Genomic DNA, 20129 nt, shown 5'->3' with positions numbered 1-20129 from the left:
ACTAGTAGACGGGCTTTTCGGGCTCGACGTCGCGGACCCAGGCGAGGATGCCGCCGTCGAGATGGCTGACGCGGGTGTAGCCTGCCTTCTGCGCGGCCTCCAGGACGGCAGCAGAGCGCGTCCCTGCCTTGCAGTGGAACACGATGTCTCTGTCCTGCGGCAACTCGACCCAGGCCTCGCCTGAAAGAATCCTGCCCTGCGGGATGAGGACCGAGCCATCGATGTTCACGATGCTGTGCTCGCCGGACTCGCGCACGTCCACCAATTCAAAGTCGCGTTCACCAGCTTCCCGTTCGGCCAGCATCCGGGCAAGGTCCTTCGCGGTGACGGTGTGCTCCAGGTCAGTGGCAGCAGCAGGCGTCACCCCACAGAATGCTTCATAATCCATCAGCTCTGTGATGGGCTCCGCTTCAGGGTCCTTGGACACCTTGATTTCGCGCCAGCTGCCGCCAAGGGCATCGAACAGCGCCACACGGCCAAGCAAGGAACGCCCGACGCCGGTAATCAGCTTCACTGCCTCCGTCACCATGAGGGATCCAACGGCGGCACACAACATACCGAAGACTCCACCCTCACCGCATGAAGGCACTGAGCCGGCAGGCGGGGCTTCCGGGTAGAGATCCCGGTAGCTGGGGCCGTGCTCGGCCCAGAAGACGCTGACCTGGCCATCGAAGCGGAAGATGGAGCCCCAAACGTACGGCTTGCCCAAAATCGCGGCGGCGTCGTTTACCAGGTAACGGGTGGCAAAGTTGTCAGCGCCGTCCAGGATGAGATCGTAATCCGCGAACAGTTCCAAGGCATTCGAGGAGTCAAGGCGGACGTTGTGCAGGACAACATCCACCAGAGGGTTAAGCTCCTCAATGGCCTTCCGCGCAGATTCGATTTTGGGGGTGCCCACGTCCTTGACCCCGTGGATGACCTGCCGCTGCAGGTTGCTGAGGTCTACGTCGTCGTCGTCAACTATTCCCAGGGTTCCTACACCCGCCGCGGCGAGATACAGCAACGCTGGAGATCCCAGCCCGCCGGCACCGATGACAAGAACTTTCGCATTCTTAAGCCTGCGTTGGCCCAGAGCGCCGATTTCCGGAATGATGAGATGCCGGGAGTACCGTTCCACCTCGGCCGGCGTTAGTGCGGCGGCCGGTTCAACGAGGGGCGGCAGGACAGCGGGCGCGGGGTGGGCAGCAAGAATTGAGGCCATACCCCAATGTATGCCTGCCGATGCCGCCCGGTCATATTACCCACCGGTACAGTGGTCATAACTGCAAAGGAAAGGCGGCAGACTGTGGCTGACGGCACACGGGCAAACGATGGAGCACCAGCGAAGCAAGAACGGACTGGTTCGACGCGTTCAGCAAGGTTGCCCCGGGACGAGCGCCGCGCACAGTTGCTTAACGCCGCCTTGGAAGTTTTCGTGTCCAACGGCTTCCATGGTGCCGCCATGGACGAAATCGCCGAGACAGCGCATGTGAGCAAGCCGGTCCTGTATCAACACTTCCCTTCCAAGCGCGAGCTGTACATGGCGCTGCTGGACAGCCACCTGGCTGCCCTGACCGATTTGATGCTCAATGCGCTGAACTCAACCACGGACAACAAAGAGCGTGTGAAGGCAGTCATGCGGGCCTACTACAGGTTCATTGCCGACGACGACCAAGCCCACCGGCTGGTTTTCGAGTCTGACCTCATTAATGACCCCGATGTCAGCTCGCGCCTGGAGACCTTCAACAAAACGTTCGCGGACGCCGTGGCCCATGTCATCGCCGAGGACACCAAGTTGCCCCCTCTGGAGGCGCAACTCCTGGGCCGGGGACTTGCAGGAATGGCGCAGGTCAGCGCCCGCTACTGGCTCGAAACCGATGGAAACCTCGACCTCGATGTAGCCAGCGATCTCATCTATCGTTTAGCTTGGCGCGGAATCAGTCGATTCCCCAAAGAGTCCTAGGCTACAAATAGAGGACTGACTTAAAACTTGATTGGCTTGGAGGCCTTGCTGTGGAAGTAAAGATCGGCATTCAGAATGTTGGCCGTGAAATCGTGCTCGAATCCGCACTCGATGCTGATGCTGTAGCCAAGATTGTCGGAGAGGCCATCTCCAAGGGTTCGGATCTGCGGCTCACGGATGAGAAAGGCCGCCAGATCATCGTTCCCGGCAGCGTGTTGGGATACGTCGAAATTGGTGCTGAGGAAGTCCGCCGCGTCGGTTTCGGCGCACTCTAGCGGTTCCCGGTTACAGCTGCCGCTAAGGAGTCTCCATGCTTTCACTCGTTGTGGTGGTTCTTGCCACCATCGCTACAGGATTCATCGTGTGGGCAAATGACAAGCGACACGGCAAGTACGGCATTGCATTGCCGGCGGGCGTTTCGACAACCGTCGGCGTGCTGGGCTGGATAGCTTTCATCATGGCCGGCTTTGGTTACCAGCCCGGGCTGACCTGGATCCCCTGGATCCTCCCTATCGTGTTGGGGACGGTTATCGCGATTGCCGTTGTGCTCTTTCTTGGCCGCACGCGCACCCAGCATGACACCGCCGCCCTCACCAAAGCTCTGAGGCTCTAGGGCATTGAGACTCTAAGGCACTGTTCAGTTTTAAACGACGCTGGCCACCACCCCGTGGGTGATGGCCAGCACCGTTTAACCTCTTCTATCCCGTTGAAACTCCCGGGTAGCGATCCGGCTGCGCCAAGGCACCGGACGCGGCCGCGGCCTCGCTCACGGCAGCGGCTGCCGCGATGTCGCGTTGGGTCACCTGGCCGCCTGCGTCATGGGAAACGTAGCGCAAGAACACCCTGTTGTAACGCCAGTCAAGATCCGGGTGGTGGTTCTGTTCCTCGGCGATCCGGCCAATGGCGGCGATAAGCGCCAGGGCGTCGGCCGCCGTCGAGGTTTTGAATACCGTCACGAGGCCGTCCTGGAGCTTCCAGTCCGGAAGGCCCTTGAGGGCGGTCTCCACGGCGATCTGGGTCAATGGCTCTTTCCTGTCAGCCACCACTGCTCCTTCATTGAGAGGAACTGCATTTAGAGGAACTCTGCCCGGCCTTCCATGGCCGATGACGCGAGGGCGTGCTCCCGGCGCGGGATTCGGCCAGCCTGCTTGGCCAGCCTACCGGCGATCACCGCGTGTTTGAAGGCTTCACCCATCTGCACGGGGTTCTGCGCACGGGTCACGGCTGTTGCCAGCAGGACAGCATCGCATCCCAGTTCCATGGCGAGCGCGGCATCGGACGCGGTTCCAATGCCGGCGTCGAGCACTACCGGGACAGAGGCCCGGGACACGATCAGTTCGATGTTGTGCGGGTTCAGGATGCCCAGCCCTGTACCAATAGGCGAACCAAGGGGCATGACTGCTGTGGCACCCAGGTTTTCCAGGCGCAGCGCCAGGACAGGATCATCATTGGTGTACGCGAAGACCTTGAAGCCCCGGTTCACCAGCTGTTCGGTGGCCTCCACGAGTTCCACCGCATCCGGAAGAAGTGTGTGCTCATCGGCGATGACTTCCAGCTTCACCCAGTCCGTCTCCAGCGCCTCCCGGGCGAGCTCCGCGGTCATCACTGCGTCTTTGGCAGTAAAACAGCCAGCGGTGTTGGGCAGGACCCGGATGTTGTGATCCAGCAGGAGTTGAAACAGTGAGCCTGTCTCGGCCGGTGAGTACCGGCGCATTGCCACAGTGGTCAGTTCCGTTCCTGAAGCCAGAAGGGCTGCTCCCAACCCGTCAAGACTCGGTGCACCACCGGTACCCATGATCAGGCGGGAGCCGAATTCGACGCCGTCGATCACCAAAGCATCTGTGCGGATGTCAGATTTTGCTACTGTCATTTTTTCAGCCTCCCTGGACTGCGGTTACGAGTTCGAGTTCGTCTCCATCGGCGAGCGCAGTCGTGGCCCACTGGCTGCGCGGCACTACCTCGGAATTGCGCGCGACGGCGACACCCAGCTTGCCGCCGTCGGCCGCCTGTCCGCGGTGGTCCAGGATGCGGCCTGTGATGGCGCTGACGAGCGTGCTGACGGATGCGTCATCCGCCACGGCATGAACGGAGCCATTGAGTTTGATGTTCATGGTGTGTCCTTGGTTGCTGGTTGGAGGCGGTGATCCGGCGTTGCCGTAAATCGATCAGGGGTGAAGTTGGACCATCGGGGATCGGCTGACCCGCTGATCAGCCCGCCGACGATTCTGGCGGCCACAGGCGTCAACAGGACGCCATGGCGGAAGAACCCGGTTGCGATTACGAGACCGTCGATGGTGCCCGCGCGCCCGGCAACGCGTCCCAGTAATGGTGCGTTGTCCGGAGTGCCGGGCCGTGCGCGGGCTGTCACTTCCAGCAGTTCCAACTCCGCCACCGCAGGCACCAGGACTTGGGCGTCCCGCAGGAGTTGGTAGACGCCTCCGGCGGAGACTGCATTGGTGGAGGCGGATAGTCCGTCCTCGCGCTGGGTTGCTCCAATCACCACGGTGCCATCTTCCCGGGGCACGATGTAAACGGGCACCCCGCGGACAATACCCCGGATGGTGGATGTGAGGAGGGGCTGGAGGTGGTGGGGGACGCGCAGCCTGAGGATGTCGCCGTAAACGGGCCGCAGGGGCAGACTGAGACCTTCGGGGAGATTACCGATCCTGGCCGCGTCCAGCCCGCAGGCGATCACAGTTTCCAAGGCCGCGACTGCGCCAGAAGCCAGTTCAACCCCGGAGACGCGGTCCCCATCCCAGAGCAAACGGGATGCGTGGAACGGCAGGGCGAAACCGTCCTCCGCTCCGGAGACCCACGTTGCGTCACCTGGTCCGTGGGCTGCCAGCCCTTCCATGAGGCATCGTGCAAGCCGCCGCGGGTCCACTTGGTGGTCGGCCGGTATGTCGAAGGCACAGGAAATCTGTGGACTCAGCAAAGGCTCACGTTGGCGCGCCTCCCGCAATGACAATGGCTCCACGTGCAGGCCCGCGGCCTGCTGGACTGTGCGGAGGTCTGCGAGGGCGCGGCGGTCGGCGGCGTCGGCACCAACGGCGATTGTCGGCGTCGTGCGGTATCCGGTGGCTGATTCGCCGCCATGGACGCTCCGGATGAAAGCGGGCCACAGTTGGGAGGATTCCAGCATGAGTTCCAGGAGGTGTTCCTCCTGGTAGTGGAGTTCGCTGACCGGAGCCAGCATCCCCGCGGCAGCAAACGTCGCACCGGCCGCGGGGGTGGGATCAATGAGGACCACCGAGCGGCCCTGGCGGCGCGCTTCGTGGGCGATGCCAAGGCCAACGATGCCGCCACCAATCACTGCAACGTCTGCCTGCAAGGGGGTTTGGCCGGATTCTGCCATGTGTTTCCTTCCCTACGCCGGTACTAGCCGGATCAGGTCAAGCGGTCGGCGCTGAAGCCCTCTCAGCCGGACGGTCATATGACGCTGTCACGGCTCCCGCAGTACGTGCCCAGTTTAGAGGAACTACTCTGGTTTCCATGACCCAGCATGATGTCCACACCACTGCCCGCCTTTACTTATGCACTGATGCCCGCAAACGCCAAGGCGATTTCGAAGACTTCGTCGACGCCGCGTTTGAGGGCGGCGTTGACATCATCCAGCTTCGCGACAAGACGCTCGAGGCCGCTGAGGAGCTTGAGGTACTGGAGGTTCTGCACAACGTTGCCCAACGGCACGGACGGCTGTGGGCCGTCAATGACCGCGCCGATGTTGCCAGTATTTCCGGGGCTCCGGTGTTCCATATCGGGCAAAAGGACATCCCCCTGCCCGCTGCAAGGCATCTCCTCCACGACCGCACCGTGATCGGCCTTTCCACCCATACGCCGGAACAGGTTGACGCCGCTATAGCTGCCTCCCCTGGCAGGAGCGGACTGGACTATTTCTGTGTTGGTCCGGTGTGGGCAACGCCCACAAAGCCCGGCCGTGAAGCAGTCGGGCTGGATCTGGTCACATATGCCGCAGAAGCCGTAAAGCGCGCGGATGCGGAGACCGTAGGTGGCGTCCTCCTCCCCTGGTTCGCGATTGGCGGCATCGACCTCACCAACATTGAACAGGTGGTGGCTGCGGGAGCGAACCGGATCGTCGTGGTGCGGGCCATTACTGAGGCGGAGGATCCGACGGCGGCGGCAAAGACTCTGCTGGAAGCGCTCGACGCCGGATAATCACCGCCGGCGCCCTGGCGGCAGCCGAGGATATGCGAAAGTCTCTTAAGCCGTGAGCCCGAGCCCGGACATCCGTCGACCATGCCGCTCGGCAAGTTCAGCGGTAAGGACCTTGACTGCAGTGCGGGCATCCCCGCCGCCCTTGAGCAGCGGTCCCAAGTGAGGATGTTCCATGCCCACGCGTTGGGCCTGGGTCAGCGCTTCACCGACGAGGCGGCGGCCCCACAAAGCCAGTCGCGATGCCAGGCGAGGATCATCAGCCAGGGCCCTGCGCAGGAGGACGCGTAATACTTCCGTGGCTTGGTCGGCGGAGGCCACCTTCTGGACAAAGAGTTGCGTCCCGCCGTCGAGGTACGAAGCGACCATGCGGTAAAAGTCCGATGACACGGTGTCGATCACATAGGCCTTCATGACTGATTCAAACCAGTCCGCCGGCTTTGTTCGCTCATGGAAGTGGTCAAACGAGTGCTGGAACGGAAGCATGGCCTCTTCGGCATCGAGTCCCATCTCCGAGAGCCGGCTGCTGATCAAGGCAAAGTTTCCGTAAGCCCCGACGGCGATCTTTGCCAACACTGCCCTGTCGTGCAGGGTGGGAGCGTACCGGGAGTCGAAAGACAGCCGGCCAAACGCCGAGAGCTCGCCGTACGCCATAGCTCCCAGCAGCTCCGAAGAGAGGCGCTGGACGCGAGCATTATCGTCCAAGGAAGTGCTCATGGTCCAAGACTATCCAGCGATTTCGGGCTAACCTGATTTTCGTGTCACATCATCGGATTTCGCCCAACGTCGACGACTCGTCGGACCAGCTCGCGGAGGCATTTGCAGCCCTTCGGACCGAACTGGAGCTCCCAGGCGAGTATCCGGCCGAAGCCGTGGCGGAAGCCAGGAAAGCAGTAGAAAAACACACACTGCCAGAGCGTGACCTCAGGGACATTCCGTTCGTGACCATCGATCCAGCCACGTCCACCGATCTGGACCAGGCCGTATTCATTGAACGGGCCGGCGACGGCTACAAAGTCCTCTACGCAATCGCCGACGTGCCATCCTTTGTTGCTCCCGGCGGGGCGCTCGATGCAGAGACGCGGCAACGGGGACAAACGTTCTACGCTCCTGACGGGAGGATCCCCCTGCACCCGGAAGTGATCAGCGAGAACGCCGGAAGCCTGTTGGCTGGTCAGGACTGCAGCGCCTTCGTGTGGGACTTCGAACTGGACCACAATGCGGAGGTGTCCACTACGTCGGTGGCCCGTGGCACTGTCCGCAGCCGCGCCAAGCTCAGTTACAAGGGTGCCCAGGAACAGATCGATGCCGGCACAGCCCCACCGGTCTTGAAGCTCCTCAAGGAGGTTGGCCTGAAGCGAGTGGAACTGGAACGGCTGCGCGGTGGCGCCAACCTGAACATGCCGGAGCAGGAAATCGTCCAGGCGACCGGCGGCGGGGGCTACAGGATTGTGGCCGCGCCCTCCCTGCCGGTGGAGGACTGGAACGCGCAGATATCCCTCATGACCGGGATGGCAGCGGCCCAACTGATGCTCGACGGAAAAGTGGGCATCCTGCGCACCATGCCGGCGCCGGATGAACGGTCGCTGCTCCATTTCAAGCGCCAGACCAAGGCACTGGGGAAACCGTGGGACGGCGAGGTTACCTACGGTGAGTACCTTCGGACACTTGATGCTTCGGATCCCAAACAGCTTGCCATCCTGCACTCGGCAGGCACGCTCTTCCGCGGCGCAGGGTACACGCCTTTCGATGGTGAGCTTCCCCCAAACGTCATCCAGTCAGCCATCGGCGCACCCTATGCTCACACCACTGCCCCTTTGCGCCGACTCATCGACCGCTTTGTCCTGGTGATCTGCGAGGCCCTCAGCAACGGCCACCAGATCCCGGCGTGGGCGCGGGAAGCACTTCCATCCCTCCCTGAGATCATGGCGTCATCCGACCAACTGGCCGGGCGGCTTGAGCGTCTGGCCATGGACACCGTGGAAGCTGCACTCGTCGCGAACCACATCGGCGAGGAGTTCGATGCAGTGGTCATCTCCGGTTCCAAGCCGTCCAATGGGACCACCAATGGCAATGGAAGGGGAAACGGAAACGGCAATGGGCCGTTCGGCATCATCCAGATCGCTGAACCCGCCGTGACAGCCCGGTGCGACGGCGAACTGGAGTCAGGCACCAAGGTCCGGGTGCAACTCCTGAAGGCCGATATCGCCAGCCGCGAGATCCGTTTTACCCTGCTCCCCTGAAGCCCGGCAGCACCCGAACTACCGCCGATCCGGGCTTTAGGGCTCCCAGAGGATAGACTGACCCTGTAGTAATGGATGCCCGGTCGTTGATTCAGTTAATTTTTGAACTCAACAAGCCCGCCCCTACGCGATCTTGAGATGTGCCCGCTGGTCACCAGTGCCAGTACTTAGATAGCCCGCGATCGGCTTCCACTGGATTAGCTTGCGCGCCCGTTCGTGCTCCGGTACGGCTCCGCCACCCGTTGAGCATGCAGCGCCAATGCCCAAATGAATAAGGAAACTCCCTGTGAGTGAATTGCACACCCATGAAGTCCTGACGGACGCCACCGGCACCGAATCAATCGAGCCCGAGGAAACGATCATCTCTGATGAGACGCCCCACGAGATCGAAGAGAAATCGTTCGCTGACTACAACGTCCGCGCCGACATCGTCGAATCCCTCGCCGACGCCGGCATTACCCACCCCTTCCCCATTCAGGCCATGACGCTGCCCGTAGCCCTCAGCGGCCACGACATCATCGGCCAGGCCAAGACCGGTACAGGCAAGACCCTCGGTTTCGGCATTCCGGCATTGCAGCGCGTGGAAGGCCGGGATGACCCCGGCTACGCCAAGCTGGCCGTCCCCGGCGCACCGCAGGCCCTGGTCATCGTTCCTACGCGTGAGCTTGCGGTACAGGTGGCTAATGATCTCCAGACGGCATCCCGTAAACGCAACGCCCGAATCGCCACGATCTATGGTGGCCGCGCCTACGAGCCACAGGTTGACGCCCTGCAGAAGGGTGTCGAGGTAGTTGTCGGCACCCCAGGCCGTTTGATTGACCTCTACAAGCAGAAGCACCTCAGCCTGAAAAACGTCAAAATGGTGATCCTGGACGAGGCTGACGAAATGCTGGATCTCGGCTTCCTGCCGGACGTGGAAACACTCATCGCAGGTACGCCGGCCGTGCGCCAGACCTTGCTCTTCTCCGCCACAATGCCTGGCCCGGTCATCGCGATGGCCCGCCGCTACATGACGCAGCCCACCCACATCCGCGCTGCCGATCCGAACGACGAAGGCCTCACCAAGCGCGACATCCGCCAGCTCATCTACCGTGCCCACAGCATGGACAAGACCGAGGTAGTGGCCCGCATCCTCCAGGCCCGCGGACGCGGCCGCACCATTATCTTCACCAAGACGAAACGCACAGCTGCCAAGGTCGCCGAGGAACTGGTCGACCGCGGATTTGCCGCTGCTGCGATCCATGGTGACCTTGGCCAAGGCGCCCGCGAGCAGGCTCTCCGCGCGTTCCGCAACAACAAGGTGGACGTCCTGGTTGCCACGGACGTTGCCGCCCGTGGCATCGACGTGGACGACGTTACGCACGTTATCAACTACCAGTGCGTGGAAGACGAAAAGATCTACCTGCACCGAGTGGGCCGTACCGGCCGAGCCGGCAACAAGGGAACCGCCGTCACCTTCGTCGACTGGGACGACATGCCCCGCTGGGGCCTGATCAACAAAGCACTGGGGCTCAGCGTTCCCGAGCCGGTTGAAACCTACTCCTCCTCCCCCCACCTCTACAGTGACCTCGACATTCCCGAGGGCACCAAGGGCCGCCTCCCGCGCAACAAGCGTACGCTTGCCGGTGTCGATGCCGAGGTCCTCGAGGACCTGGGCGAAACAGGCAAGAAGAACTCCCGTTCCGGCGGTTCATCCCGTGACGGTGGACGCGATGGTGGCCGTGGCAGGGACGGCGGCCGTGGCCGTGGAAACGCAGCCAAGTCCAGCGAAGCCAACTCAGAATCCAACGGTGAAGGCGGACGCAACCGTACCCGCCGCCGTCGTACATCCGACGCCGATGCGGCGCCTGCTGCCGGTTCCTCCGAAACCCGCACAGCGACCGGCGAAAACGCCGAGAAGCCGGCCCGCACGCGCCGTACCCGCACGCGCCGTCGTAACGGCGAAGTGGTTTCCGGCGAGACCGCTGGCGCCCAGCCCGGCAACTCCGAGGCCTAAAGTCCTCAATGACTGATACTGTTTGGGCGCCGGACGGCGGCAATCTGGTGGTGCACGCGGACAACGCGGAATTCCTCCCGACGCTGCCGGACGGCGCCTTCACACTCATTTACGTGGACCCGCCCTTCAACACAGGCCGGGTCCAACGCCGCCAGGAAACACGCATGGTCCGCAACGCGGACGGCGACGGCGACCGCGTGGGGTTCAAAGGACGCTCCTACGACACCATCAAGGGTGCCCTTCACAGCTACGATGACGCCTTCAGCGACTACTGGTCCTTCCTGGAACCCAAGCTCGTAGAGGCCTGGCGGCTCCTCGCTGACGACGGCACGCTGTACCTGCACCTGGACTACCGCGAGGTGCACTACGCCAAGGTGATGCTGGACGCCATTTTTGGCCGGGAGTGCTTCCTCAACGAGATCATCTGGGCCTACGACTACGGCGCCCGGGCCAAGAACCGCTGGCCCACCAAGCACGACAACATTCTGGTGTATGTAAAGAACCCTGCGAAGTATCACTTCGACAACGCTGAAGTGGACCGCGAACCCTACATGGCCCCCGGTCTGGTCACGCCTGCCAAACGCGAGCGGGGCAAACTTCCCACGGACGTCTGGTGGCACACCATCGTTTCGCCCACCGGCAGGGAAAAGACCGGCTACCCGACCCAGAAACCCGAAGGCCTGGTGCGCAGGATCGTCTCTGCCTCAAGCCGTGAGGGCGATTGGTGCCTGGACTTCTTTGCGGGATCAGGAACCCTCGGCGCCGTTGCCGCCAAGCTGGGGCGCAACTTCGTCTGCGTAGACCAGAACGAGCAAGCCATCGACGTCATGCGGAAACGCCTTGGCACCAAGGCCGTCTTCCACAGCAGGGAGCCTTTGCCGGCAGGCGCGGTGGACCAGCCGGAAGGCACCCTGGATCAGGCAGTGCCCTTCACGAATGCCTGAACAGCCCCGACGATCCTGACCAACGGCACAACCATCAGCGAACAACCGTGCTGCCGGTGGCGAGTTCCTCGATCCTTGCCAGGACGTCCGGGGATGTCAGGTACTCTCCCAGCCGATTCGGTTTTCCGGCTCCGTGATAGTCCGATGATCCTGTGATAAGCAGCCCATGCTCGGACGCCATGTTGCGAAGGAACCCGCGTCCTTCTTCCGGGTTGTCGCGGTGTTCAATTTCCAGGCCAAGAAGTCCGGCGTCGATCATCTCCCGGTACGTCCGCTCCCCCACGATCCGTCCCCTCGCCGAAGCCACCGGGTGCGCGAAGACCGGCACACCACCAGCGGCACGGACAAGCTCGACGGCGATAGCGGGGTCAGGGGCGTAGTGCTGCACGAAGTATCGCGAATGCGATGTCAGGATGGACGTGAAGGCTTCGGAGCGGTCCGCGACCACGCCAGCAGCAACCAAGGCATCAGCGATATGCGGGCGCCCTACTGTAGCGCCGGGAGCCACATGGTGAATGACGTCATCCCACGTCAGAGGGTAATCCTCGGACAGCAGGGTGACCATGCGCTCAGCGCGCGTGAGCCGGGCGTCCTTTGACTTGGTGATCTCTTCAAGAAGCCCAGGGTGGGAAGGGTCATGCAGGTAGCTCAACAGGTGCACGCTGATCCCCTGCTCCGTCCGGCATGAGATCTCCATGCCGGGAACAAAAGTGACTCCGTGCTCCTTGGCAGCGGCGGCAGCAAGCTCCCACCCATCAGTGGAATCGTGGTCCGTCAACGCAATGACATCCAGGTCTGCAGCTGCGGCCGAAATGATCACCCCGGCGGGGGTCTCGGTTCCATCGGAAACATTCGAGTGCGTATGCAGGTCTATCCTCACTTTCCCAGCCTATGGGATGAGGACCGCCTTGGGGTGTTGCGCCGTTGGCCTCCTCACGAAACTGGTGGGACGATGTAACGGTGAATGATGCCGAAAACACCCCGTACGCGGAATCCACAGATTCCCAACCCCTGCAAGAACGCGTCAACAACCGTTCCCAGCGGCCCACATCCGATGCCTTCAAGGCATTCATGGCCAGCAACTGGGCGCCCGCACCGCAGGTAACCCCTGCTCGTGACGCCGTCGCAGACCACGCTGCCCGCCGCCGTCGTGCCATTTCCGAACTGTTCAAGGGCGAACGGCTCGTTATCCCGGCCGGTCCGCTCAAGGTCCGCTCAAACGACTGCGACTACCGCTTCCGCCCGCACTCCGGATTCGCCCACCTCACCGGGTTGGGCCTGGACCACGAGCCGGATGCCGTTTTGATCCTGGAACCGGTAGCTGAAGGAAAGGGCGACGACGGCGGTCACCACACTGCGACGCTGTACTTCCGTCCCTTGGCGGGCCGCGATACCGAGCAGTTCTACGCCGACTCCCGGGCCGGTGAATTCTGGATTGGCGCACGGCCCACGCTGGCAGAATTCAAAGTACGCCTGGGTCTGCCCACGGCGCACATTTCCGAACTTGAACTGGCCATCACCAAGAACGTGGGCGCCCCCGAAATCGGCGGCATCTCCATCCGCCTGGTCCGCAAGGTAGATGAGAACATCGATGCTTTGGTGGACACTGCCCGTTACAACACGGCAAAGGATCCTGAGAACCTTGACCTGGGCGAGCTCGATGCTCTGGACGAAAAGCTCAGTGAAGCACTCTCCGAACTCCGCCTGATCAAGGACGAGTGGGAAATCGAGCAGATGAAGATCGCCGTCGCCGCCACCGTGGAAGGCTTCGCCGACGTCGTGCGGGCCCTCCCACGTGCTCTGACGCACAAGCGTGGCGAACGCGTGGTTGAAGGCGCCTTCTTCGCCCGTGCCCGCGAGGAAGGCAACGAACTCGGCTACGACACCATCGCGGCCTCAGGCAACAACGCCACAGTGTTGCACTGGACCCGCAACTCGGGTGCCGTCAATGCTGGTGAACTCCTGCTGCTTGACGCAGGAGTGGAGGCTGATTCGCTGTACACAGCGGACGTCACGCGGACCCTGCCGGCAAACGGCACCTTCACAGAGGTGCAGCGCAAGGTCTATGAAGCTGTCCTGGATGCTGCTGACGCGGGGTTCGCCGCCGCACGGCCGGGCGTGAAATTCCGGGACATACACACGGCAGCCACCACGGTCCTTGCTGAGCGCCTCGCTGAATGGAGTCTGCTGCCTGTCTCTGTTGAGGAAGCCATCAGCCCCGAAGGCCAGCAGCACCGCCGCTGGATGCCGCACGGCACCAGCCACCACCTCGGCCTGGACGTACATGACTGCGCCCAGGCCAAGCGCGAACTTTACCTTGATGGAATCCTCACGGAGGGCATGATCTTCACGATCGAGCCAGGCCTGTACTTCAAGAACGAAGACTTGGCTATTCCCGCCGAATACCGTGGCATCGGTGTCCGCATCGAGGACGACATCCTCATGACGGCAGACGGCCCCGTGAACCTGAGCGCGGCATTGCCACGCAAGGCCGACGACGTCGAGTCCTGGATGGCCGGCATCTATCAGGAAGCCGCGGGCTAGCCTCCGCAAAGGCCCCCTCAGGCGACAACAGCACAAAGGGAAGGCCACTGGATCGATATCCGGTGGCCTTCCTCTTTGCGCTTCTTTTGAAGTTATTGCTTCTGGGAGTCGTCCTTCCCAGGCTGCTGTTCCTCGTGCCGTGGGGCATTCTGGCCCTCCGTGACCCGGACGCCGTACTGGGGGCGGCCATCGGGCAGGTCCGGATAGCGCACCGGTGACGGCGTAGGGTTCTGTACAGGCTGCGCTGCCTGCGCAGCAGGAGCCTGCGCGCCGGAAGCATCGGATTCGGTGGCCTCCGGTCCGCGCTGGCCATAGGGATCGTTCCAAGTGGCAGGACGGTCAGGTGCCTGGCCGGGCTGCTGGAAGGGCGCGTTTGGCGGACTGTAATTTTGTGCTTGTCCGGTGGCAGCCTGGGCGGAATTCATGGGCAGTTGGTGGAGCAACCGGCGGGCTTCGTGGGCTGCCTCGATGGCAACAATGACATCGTAGTTGGTGGCGACCACCTGGCTTGTGGACGTGAAGTCGCGCTTGCCGCGCTGAGTGGCGTAGGTGGCGATGCCGAACAGCATGAAGAACGCTGCACCCATGAGCACGGAGGTGATGATCGAGAACGTGCCGCCACCGGGCGTGAAGAAGGAGAGCATGACGCCGACGAAGAGGCCGAACCACATGCCGCTCAAAGCACCGGACAGGGCAACGCGTGGGTAGCTCAGCCGACCGGTTACCCGCTCCACCATCTTGAGGTCGTTGCCCACGATCGACACCAAGTGGACGGGGAACTGCTGGTCCGCGAGGTAGTCCACCGCCTTTTGGGCATCCAAATATGAGGTGTACGAGCCAACAGTGTCACCTTGGGGTACGCTGCGGGATTCCTCAACGGCTTTGGGAGCACCAAAAATGTTAGACATAGCCCCATTGTGTCGCATGTAGATGTGAAGCGGCTGGAATTCAGCTAAAAGAGAGCAGACTCGGTAGCCTGTAGACATGAGCACACATCCCTCACGCGTCTTTGTCGCGCGTCTGCTCGGCTTGGACGTTTTCGACCCCCTGGGCGATCGTTTGGGCCGGTTGCGCGACGTCGTCGTGCTCTCCCGGGGGACCCGCGGCGCCCCGCACGTTGTTGGCATCGTGGTGGAAGTGCCGGGCAAGAAGCGGGTATTCGTACCGATGACCCGCATCACCTCCATCGACCAAACCCAGATCATCTGCACGGGCCTGGTGAACCTGCGTCGTTTCGAACAACGGGGCGCTGAAACACTCGTGGTAGCGGAAATGTTTGATCGCCGCGTCACCCTTGCCGATGGCAGCGATGCAACGATCGAGGACATCGCGATGGATCAGCATCGGTCCAAGGACTGGTTCGTCAGCAAGCTCTTCGTCCGTCGCGGGCATTCCTTGTCGCCCCTGAGCAGGCTCCGCCGCAACGAAACCCTCATCATTGACTGGGCGGACGCGCAGACAGGCGGGCATAACGAGCCTCAGGCGGCCACGCAGTTTGTTGCAACGCACGAAGACCTCAAGCCCGCCGACTTCGCCGAAGCCCTGCAGGAGATGAGCGACAAGCGCCGTTTCGAAGTGGCCAGCGAACTTCAGGACGAACGGTTGGCAGACGTACTCCAGGAGCTCCCCGAGGACGATCAGGTGGAGATCCTCTCCGCGCTGGACGTGGAACGGGCCGCCGACGTCCTGGAGGAAATGGATCCCGACGACGCAGCCGACCTCCTCGCCGAACTCCCCTCCGCCCAAGCGGAAGAACTGCTCCAACTCATGGAGCCCCAGGAAGCCGAAGACGTCCGGCGTCTTTTGGAGTACGACGAAGACACTGCAGGTGGCCTCATGACACCCGTGCCCGTCATCCTGCCTCCTGAAGCCACGGTCGCCGAAGCGCTTGCGCACGTTCGCCGCGAGGAACTCTCCCCTGCCCTGGCGTCCTCCATCTTCATCACACGGCCTCCGCTGGAAACCCCCACCGGCCGGTTCCTGGGCGTCGTCCACATACAACAACTCTTGCGCTTCCCTCCGCCTGAACCGCTGGGCAACCTGGTTGATAAGAACCTTGAGCCGTTGTCGGACCAGGCGCACATCAGCGAAGTAGCCCGCACACTGGCCACGTACAACCTGAACTCGCTGCCCGTCGTCGACGACGACGGCCGCCTTGTGGGGGCGGTGACTGTTGATGACGTGTTGGATCACCTGTTGCCCGATGACTGGCGCGCTCACGAGGACGACGCCCCTATAAGGAAACTTGGAGGCCGCATTGGCTGATATCAACGTCACCCGATCCCCCAGGTCCACTGGACGCACAAACAATCCCGGCAGCCTTGACACGCCGCTAAGCGGGCGTCAGCGCATACTGCCCAAGTTCTCGCCCAACCCCGATGCTTTCGGCAATGCCACCGAGGGTTTCGCCCGGTTCATGGGCACGCCGCAGTTCCTCGTCTACATGACGATCTTCTGTCTCTTCTGGCTGGCCTGGAATACGTTTGCGCCCACGGAGTGGCAGTTCGACCGCGTGGAACTGGGCTTCACGCTCTTGACGCTCATGTTGTCGCTTCAGGCCTCCTACGCCGCACCGCTCCTGCTGCTGGCCCAAAACCGTCAGGACGACCGCGACCGCGTTTCGCTGCAGCAGGACCGCCAACGTGCCGAACGGAACCTCTCTGACACTGAATACTTGACCCGGGAATTGGCTTCCCTGCGAATCGCACTCCGTGAGGTAGCCACTCGTGACTACGTCCGCGCCGAACTCCGCAGCCTCTTGGAGGACATCATCGATGCCCAGGAGGAACTGCGGGAGAGCGAAGCCGCGGCAGACGGCACTGAGTCTCCAGGCGAGAAGGTCAAAGAGAAGCTCAAGGAGAAACGGGACAAGTCGCGGGGACCACGCACGCAGCAGATCCCGAAAGTACGTCCACAACGCCCGGGGCCCCAGCACTCCAGCGCGAAGCCGGCCCCTCCCGAAAATCCTGAAAGCCGAGCGTAACCCATGAGCACCCCATCCGCCGAGGCACTTAACGCTGCCCTGGCAACCGTCATTGACCCCGAGTTGCGGCGTCCAATCACCGAACTTGGCATGGTGGAGTCGGTGGCGGCCAACGACGACGGCACCGTCCACGTAGCAGTGCTGCTCACGATCGCCGGCTGCCCACTCCGCGACACCATTACGGCGGATGCCACCACTGCGTTATCAGGCATCGCAGGCGTCACCGGTGTTGACGTGGAGCTGAAGGTCATGACTCCCGCCCAGCGCGAGGCCCTGAAGGAACAACTGCGCGGTCCAGGTGGTCAGCGGGGCATCCCTTTCGCCAAGCCCGGGTCCTTGACGAAGGTCTACGCGGTAGCGAGTGGAAAAGGCGGCGTGGGGAAGTCTTCGGTCACCGTCAACCTTGCCTGTGCCTTGGCCGCCCAGGGCCTGCGGGTGGGCATTGTGGACGCCGACGTACACGGCTTCTCCGTCCCGGGGCTCATGGGCATCACACAAAAACCGACGCAGGTGGACGACATGATCCTGCCTCCTGTGGCGTACGGGGTGAAGGTCATATCAATTGGGATGTTCGTTGACGGAAACCAGCCGGTGGCGTGGCGTGGTCCCATGCTGCACCGGGCCTTGGAGCAGTTCCTCACGGACGTCTACTTCGGTGACCTCGATGCCCTTTTCCTGGACCTGCCTCCCGGAACAGGGGACATCGCAATTTCCGTGGCCCAGCTCCTCCCGGACGCCGAAATCCTCGTGGTAACCACCCCGCAGGCTGCCGCTGCGGATGTCGCCGAACGCGCCGGAACCATCGCAACCCAAACAGGCCAAAAGGTTGCCGGCGTCATCGAGAACATGTCCTTCCTGGAAATGCCCGACGGCGGTCGCATGGAATTGTTTGGAAGTGGCGGCGGTGCCGTCCTGGCTGAGCGGTTGAGTGCTGCTGTGGGCAACGACGTACCCCTTCTCGGCCAGATTCCCTTGGATATCCGGTTGCGTGAGGGCGGAGATGCCGGAAAACCTGTAGTCCTTGCCGCGAGCGAGACTGCTGCTGCGAAAGCGTTGGCAGGCATTGCCGGGATGTTGGCCACTCGTCCACGGGGATTATCCGGGATGCCACTGGGAATCCAGCCGCGCTGACCACCCTGGATTTCGGGAGAGCCTTCGAAAGGGCTTTGGCAGGCTAAGTAGCTTCGGTATCGAAGGGCGCAGCCTCGCCCTCGGCGAGCCGCTCAATAATGCGGGCCGGAGCCTTGGGCGTCGTGTCCACCACTGCCGCCGCAGCTGTTGCAGCAGCAGCCGGCGCGCCGGCGTTGACGGGCTTGGAATCATCGTCAAGCAACGCATCCTTGATGATGCGCCGCGGATCGTACTGGCGGGGATCGTACTTCTTCCAGTCGACCTCATCGATGTCGATGCCGACTTCTTCCTTGATCTGCTCACGCGCCCCCGAGGCCATCCGGCGGACTTCCTTCACCAGGTTGGCGAGCTTTTGAGTGTATTCGGGCAAACGGCTGGGACCGATGACGAGTACGCCGATAATCAGAAGGAGTATGAACTCCGGGCCGTTGATTCCAAACACGCTACGAAGATTACCTTGTCTGTGGTGCCGGTCATAAACCAGCGGGACGGAGCAGTGTCCGAAGGCCGCGGATCATCCGTTCGGACCACGTCTCGGATGCTTGCGGGGCTTTCAAGCCGATCACGGAGTCGCCTGCACGAACCAACTCGGGAACGGCGTCGTCGGCTACATCTGCCGGCAAGTCCGATGCATAGCTGAGGACGGCCGTCGAGGTCCTGTATACGGCCTCCCACGGGGTCCCCTGGGTGACAGAGAGCTGGGCCGATGGCGAGCGTCCAGTGAGCGCCATGTCTGAAGTCTGCAGGTGCTCTTCCACAACAGTCGCGTAATGGCCCTTGCTTTCCAGCCGGAGTTCTACTGCCGGGTGGCCGTTGTACATGGTGGCGTTGGCTGAGACCACGTGGAAGCCCAGACCACCAAGTTCAGGACACGCCCATCCCTGGTCCCGCAGGGCATCCAACTGCTCAGAGTTCAAGTTCACCGGTGTGCCGGCTCGGAAGTCCGGCGTTGCCACGAACTCCGGCCTCGTCATCAGTTCTGCCGGGCCGCCGGTGAGTGCACTGGAAAGGGACGAGGCATCGTTGCCTGCACGGATGCTTGCTTGTGGCGCGGTATCACCTGCCACCACATAAGCGGCAACCGCCAGTGCACCTGCACTTACCGTAAGAGTACCGGCGGCCAGGCCGGCAATCCGAAGGCCGCGCCACGCACCGCCCTCGGTAGCACCACTCCTGGTCCGGGAATTTGCGACCGGCGGGGCCTGCTCATTCGCGAGTCGTTGGGTGTGCTGGAGCAAACGCGTCGTAAGGTCCTGACTGGCTTCGGGCACCGCTGCTCCGCGAAGCCGTTCAAGATATTGCCGCTCCCGGTTCAGGGCAGCACGGCACTCGGGGCAATGCCGTAGGTGCTCAGGGTTCCGGGTGTGGCGAAGGGCAGCCAGTTTGTAACGTGCAGCCAGTTTGCGACGTGACAGGGCACCCGGACGAATGTGGCGTCGAGGCATCGACTACCTAAAGAATGCTGGCGATGCGAGGCATCTTCAGGCGGGGCTTGCGGGCCTCGGCCGGGCGTGGGTCACGGTGGGCGAGCTTCTCCCGCAGCATGGTGCGGCCGCGGTGGATACGGGACCTGACAGTGCCCAGCTTCACGCCCAGCGCCTCCGCCACTTCGTCGTAAGACAATCCTTCAAGATCGCACAGAACAACGGCAGCCCGGAAATCCGGTGGCAATTCTTCCAACGCACGCTGAACGTCAAGGTCCAGATTGTTGTGCTCGAAGCTCTGCTCCGGGCCTGGCTCACGGCCCGGCAGCCGCGACTCGGCGTCCTCGGCAAGGGCGTCAAAGCGGATTCTGCTCTTACGACGTGCCTGATCCAGGAAAAGGTTGGTGGTAATACGGTGCAGCCACCCATCCAGGGTTCCTGGCTTGAAGTTTTCCAGTGAACGGAAAACCCTGACGAAGACCTCTTGGGTGAGGTCCTCGGCGTCGAACTTGTTTCCGGTCAGGCGGTAGGCAAGGCGGTATACCTTGGCGGAGTGGTTGGCGACCACATCCTCCCAGCTGGGCATGACCCAGTCTGTAACGGCCTCAAGGCTCTCCGATGTCTGGACTGGCGCAGCATGCGATGCCGGCATCGTCCACTCCCCTCAAACTGTGGTTCACCGTACTTGTCCGGTGCCGCCCACCACGTGGATGACCGGATCAATATCATCCCAAGTTTTTCTGGGAATT

The 20129-nt window shown here is 62.4% G+C and carries 22 protein-coding genes and 1 riboswitch; of the genes, 11 read left to right on the top strand and 11 right to left on the bottom strand.

The window, feature by feature from the left end; all coding sequences use genetic code 11:
• Position 1 precedes the first annotated feature (1 nt).
• Entirely contained in the window at positions 2-1201 is a 1200-nt protein-coding gene (moeB, locus tag AC1DD5_RS03650) for a molybdopterin-synthase adenylyltransferase MoeB (RefSeq protein WP_477520643.1), read from the bottom strand.
• 6 nt (positions 1202-1207) lie between these two features.
• On the opposite strand from moeB, the gene AC1DD5_RS03645 reads away from it, so the two are divergent.
• The 3 genes from AC1DD5_RS03645 to AC1DD5_RS03635 are packed head-to-tail and all read left to right on the top strand — an operon-like array spanning position 1208 to position 2555.
• Positions 1208-1942, top strand: a complete 735-nt coding sequence (locus tag AC1DD5_RS03645; RefSeq protein ID WP_223946458.1) for a TetR/AcrR family transcriptional regulator — start codon at positions 1208-1210, stop codon at positions 1940-1942.
• Positions 1943-1992: 50 nt separating this feature from the next.
• Positions 1993-2217, top strand: coding sequence for a DUF3107 domain-containing protein (locus tag AC1DD5_RS03640; protein WP_216924096.1), 225 nt, complete (start codon positions 1993-1995; stop codon positions 2215-2217).
• 35 nt (positions 2218-2252) lie between these two features.
• A complete protein-coding gene (locus tag AC1DD5_RS03635) occupies positions 2253-2555 on the top strand; it encodes a hypothetical protein (RefSeq protein WP_477520642.1) in 303 nt (100 codons plus the stop codon).
• Between the two features lie 85 nt (positions 2556-2640).
• Here the strand turns inward: AC1DD5_RS03635 and AC1DD5_RS03630 are convergent, their stop codons facing one another.
• The 4 genes from AC1DD5_RS03630 to thiO form a co-directional block, all read right to left on the bottom strand.
• The gene (locus AC1DD5_RS03630) at positions 2641-2985 is read right to left on the bottom strand and encodes a 4a-hydroxytetrahydrobiopterin dehydratase (RefSeq protein WP_442003711.1); all 345 of its coding nucleotides are present in this window, start codon (positions 2983-2985) and stop codon (positions 2641-2643) included.
• Positions 2986-3014: 29 nt separating this feature from the next.
• On the bottom strand, positions 3015-3812 hold the full coding sequence (locus AC1DD5_RS03625; protein WP_477520641.1) for a thiazole synthase: 798 nt from the start codon (positions 3810-3812) through the stop codon (positions 3015-3017).
• 4 nt (positions 3813-3816) lie between these two features.
• Positions 3817-4053: a sulfur carrier protein ThiS gene (gene thiS, locus AC1DD5_RS03620; RefSeq protein WP_477520640.1), complete on the bottom strand. Its 237-nt coding sequence runs from the start codon at positions 4051-4053 to the stop codon at positions 3817-3819.
• A complete protein-coding gene (gene thiO, locus AC1DD5_RS03615) occupies positions 4050-5297 on the bottom strand; it encodes a glycine oxidase ThiO (RefSeq protein WP_477520639.1) in 1248 nt (415 codons plus the stop codon). Before thiO ends, thiS begins: the two co-directional genes overlap by 4 nt.
• A riboswitch (TPP riboswitch) is annotated at positions 5290-5407 on the bottom strand. It overlaps the preceding gene by 8 nt.
• Positions 5408-5434: 27 nt before the next feature.
• On the opposite strand from thiO, the gene thiE reads away from it, so the two are divergent.
• A complete protein-coding gene (thiE, locus tag AC1DD5_RS03610; protein ID WP_477520638.1) occupies positions 5435-6118 on the top strand; it encodes a thiamine phosphate synthase in 684 nt (227 codons plus the stop codon).
• Between the two features lie 45 nt (positions 6119-6163).
• On the opposite strand, the gene AC1DD5_RS03605 is transcribed toward thiE, so the two are convergent.
• Entirely contained in the window at positions 6164-6832 is a 669-nt protein-coding gene (locus tag AC1DD5_RS03605) for a ferritin-like fold-containing protein (protein WP_477520637.1), read from the bottom strand.
• A 41-nt stretch (positions 6833-6873) separates the two neighbouring features.
• On the opposite strand from AC1DD5_RS03605, the gene AC1DD5_RS03600 reads away from it, so the two are divergent.
• The 3 genes from AC1DD5_RS03600 (at position 6874) to AC1DD5_RS03590 (ending at position 11298) form a co-directional block, all read left to right on the top strand.
• On the top strand, positions 6874-8358 hold the full coding sequence (locus AC1DD5_RS03600; RefSeq protein WP_477520636.1) for an RNB domain-containing ribonuclease: 1485 nt from the start codon (positions 6874-6876) through the stop codon (positions 8356-8358).
• Between the two features lie 286 nt (positions 8359-8644).
• Positions 8645-10354, top strand: a complete 1710-nt coding sequence (locus tag AC1DD5_RS03595; RefSeq protein WP_442003704.1) for a DEAD/DEAH box helicase — start codon at positions 8645-8647, stop codon at positions 10352-10354.
• An 8-nt stretch (positions 10355-10362) separates the two neighbouring features.
• Positions 10363-11298 carry a DNA-methyltransferase gene (locus AC1DD5_RS03590; protein WP_477520635.1) on the top strand — a complete coding sequence of 312 codons (936 nt, stop codon included), beginning with the start codon at positions 10363-10365 and terminating at the stop codon, positions 11296-11298.
• A gap of 34 nt (positions 11299-11332) precedes the next feature.
• On the opposite strand, the gene AC1DD5_RS03585 is transcribed toward AC1DD5_RS03590, so the two are convergent.
• Positions 11333-12178: a PHP domain-containing protein gene (locus AC1DD5_RS03585; RefSeq protein WP_477520634.1), complete on the bottom strand. Its 846-nt coding sequence runs from the start codon at positions 12176-12178 to the stop codon at positions 11333-11335.
• An 80-nt stretch (positions 12179-12258) separates the two neighbouring features.
• Between AC1DD5_RS03585 and AC1DD5_RS03580 the strand changes: the two genes are divergently transcribed.
• Positions 12259-13842 carry an aminopeptidase P family protein gene (locus tag AC1DD5_RS03580; RefSeq protein ID WP_477520633.1) on the top strand — a complete coding sequence of 528 codons (1584 nt, stop codon included), beginning with the start codon at positions 12259-12261 and terminating at the stop codon, positions 13840-13842.
• A gap of 92 nt (positions 13843-13934) precedes the next feature.
• On the opposite strand, the gene AC1DD5_RS03575 is transcribed toward AC1DD5_RS03580, so the two are convergent.
• On the bottom strand, positions 13935-14750 hold the full coding sequence (locus AC1DD5_RS03575; protein WP_477518232.1) for a YflT domain-containing protein: 816 nt from the start codon (positions 14748-14750) through the stop codon (positions 13935-13937).
• A 76-nt stretch (positions 14751-14826) separates the two neighbouring features.
• Here AC1DD5_RS03575 and AC1DD5_RS03570 point away from each other — a divergent pair, with 76 nt between their 5' ends.
• The 3 genes from AC1DD5_RS03570 to AC1DD5_RS03560 are packed head-to-tail and all read left to right on the top strand — an operon-like array spanning position 14827 to position 17956.
• Positions 14827-16107 (top strand): magnesium transporter MgtE N-terminal domain-containing protein, encoded by a 1281-nt coding sequence (locus AC1DD5_RS03570; RefSeq protein ID WP_224164857.1) that lies wholly within the window; start codon positions 14827-14829, stop codon positions 16105-16107.
• Positions 16088-16825, top strand: a complete 738-nt coding sequence (locus tag AC1DD5_RS03565; RefSeq protein ID WP_477520632.1) for a DUF1003 domain-containing protein — start codon at positions 16088-16090, stop codon at positions 16823-16825. Before AC1DD5_RS03570 ends, AC1DD5_RS03565 begins: the two co-directional genes overlap by 20 nt.
• Positions 16826-16828: 3 nt before the next feature.
• Positions 16829-17956: an Mrp/NBP35 family ATP-binding protein gene (locus tag AC1DD5_RS03560; protein ID WP_477520631.1), complete on the top strand. Its 1128-nt coding sequence runs from the start codon at positions 16829-16831 to the stop codon at positions 17954-17956.
• A gap of 43 nt (positions 17957-17999) precedes the next feature.
• Here the strand turns inward: AC1DD5_RS03560 and AC1DD5_RS03555 are convergent, their stop codons facing one another.
• The 3 genes from AC1DD5_RS03555 to sigE are packed head-to-tail and all read right to left on the bottom strand — an operon-like array spanning position 18000 to position 20032.
• Positions 18000-18398, bottom strand: coding sequence for a twin-arginine translocase TatA/TatE family subunit (locus AC1DD5_RS03555; RefSeq protein ID WP_442003697.1), 399 nt, complete (start codon positions 18396-18398; stop codon positions 18000-18002).
• A 31-nt stretch (positions 18399-18429) separates the two neighbouring features.
• Complete coding sequence (locus AC1DD5_RS03550) at positions 18430-19401, bottom strand: hypothetical protein (protein WP_477520630.1); 972 nt, start codon at positions 19399-19401, stop codon at positions 18430-18432.
• A 7-nt stretch (positions 19402-19408) separates the two neighbouring features.
• Complete coding sequence (gene sigE / locus AC1DD5_RS03545) at positions 19409-20032, bottom strand: RNA polymerase sigma factor SigE (protein ID WP_442017637.1); 624 nt, start codon at positions 20030-20032, stop codon at positions 19409-19411.
• Between the last annotated feature and the right edge of the window lie 97 nt (positions 20033-20129).

The organism is Paenarthrobacter sp. 10L420, assembly GCF_056395385.1.
The sequence above is the reverse complement of the archived record's forward strand: the minus strand, read 5'-3'. Positions and strand labels throughout refer to the sequence as shown.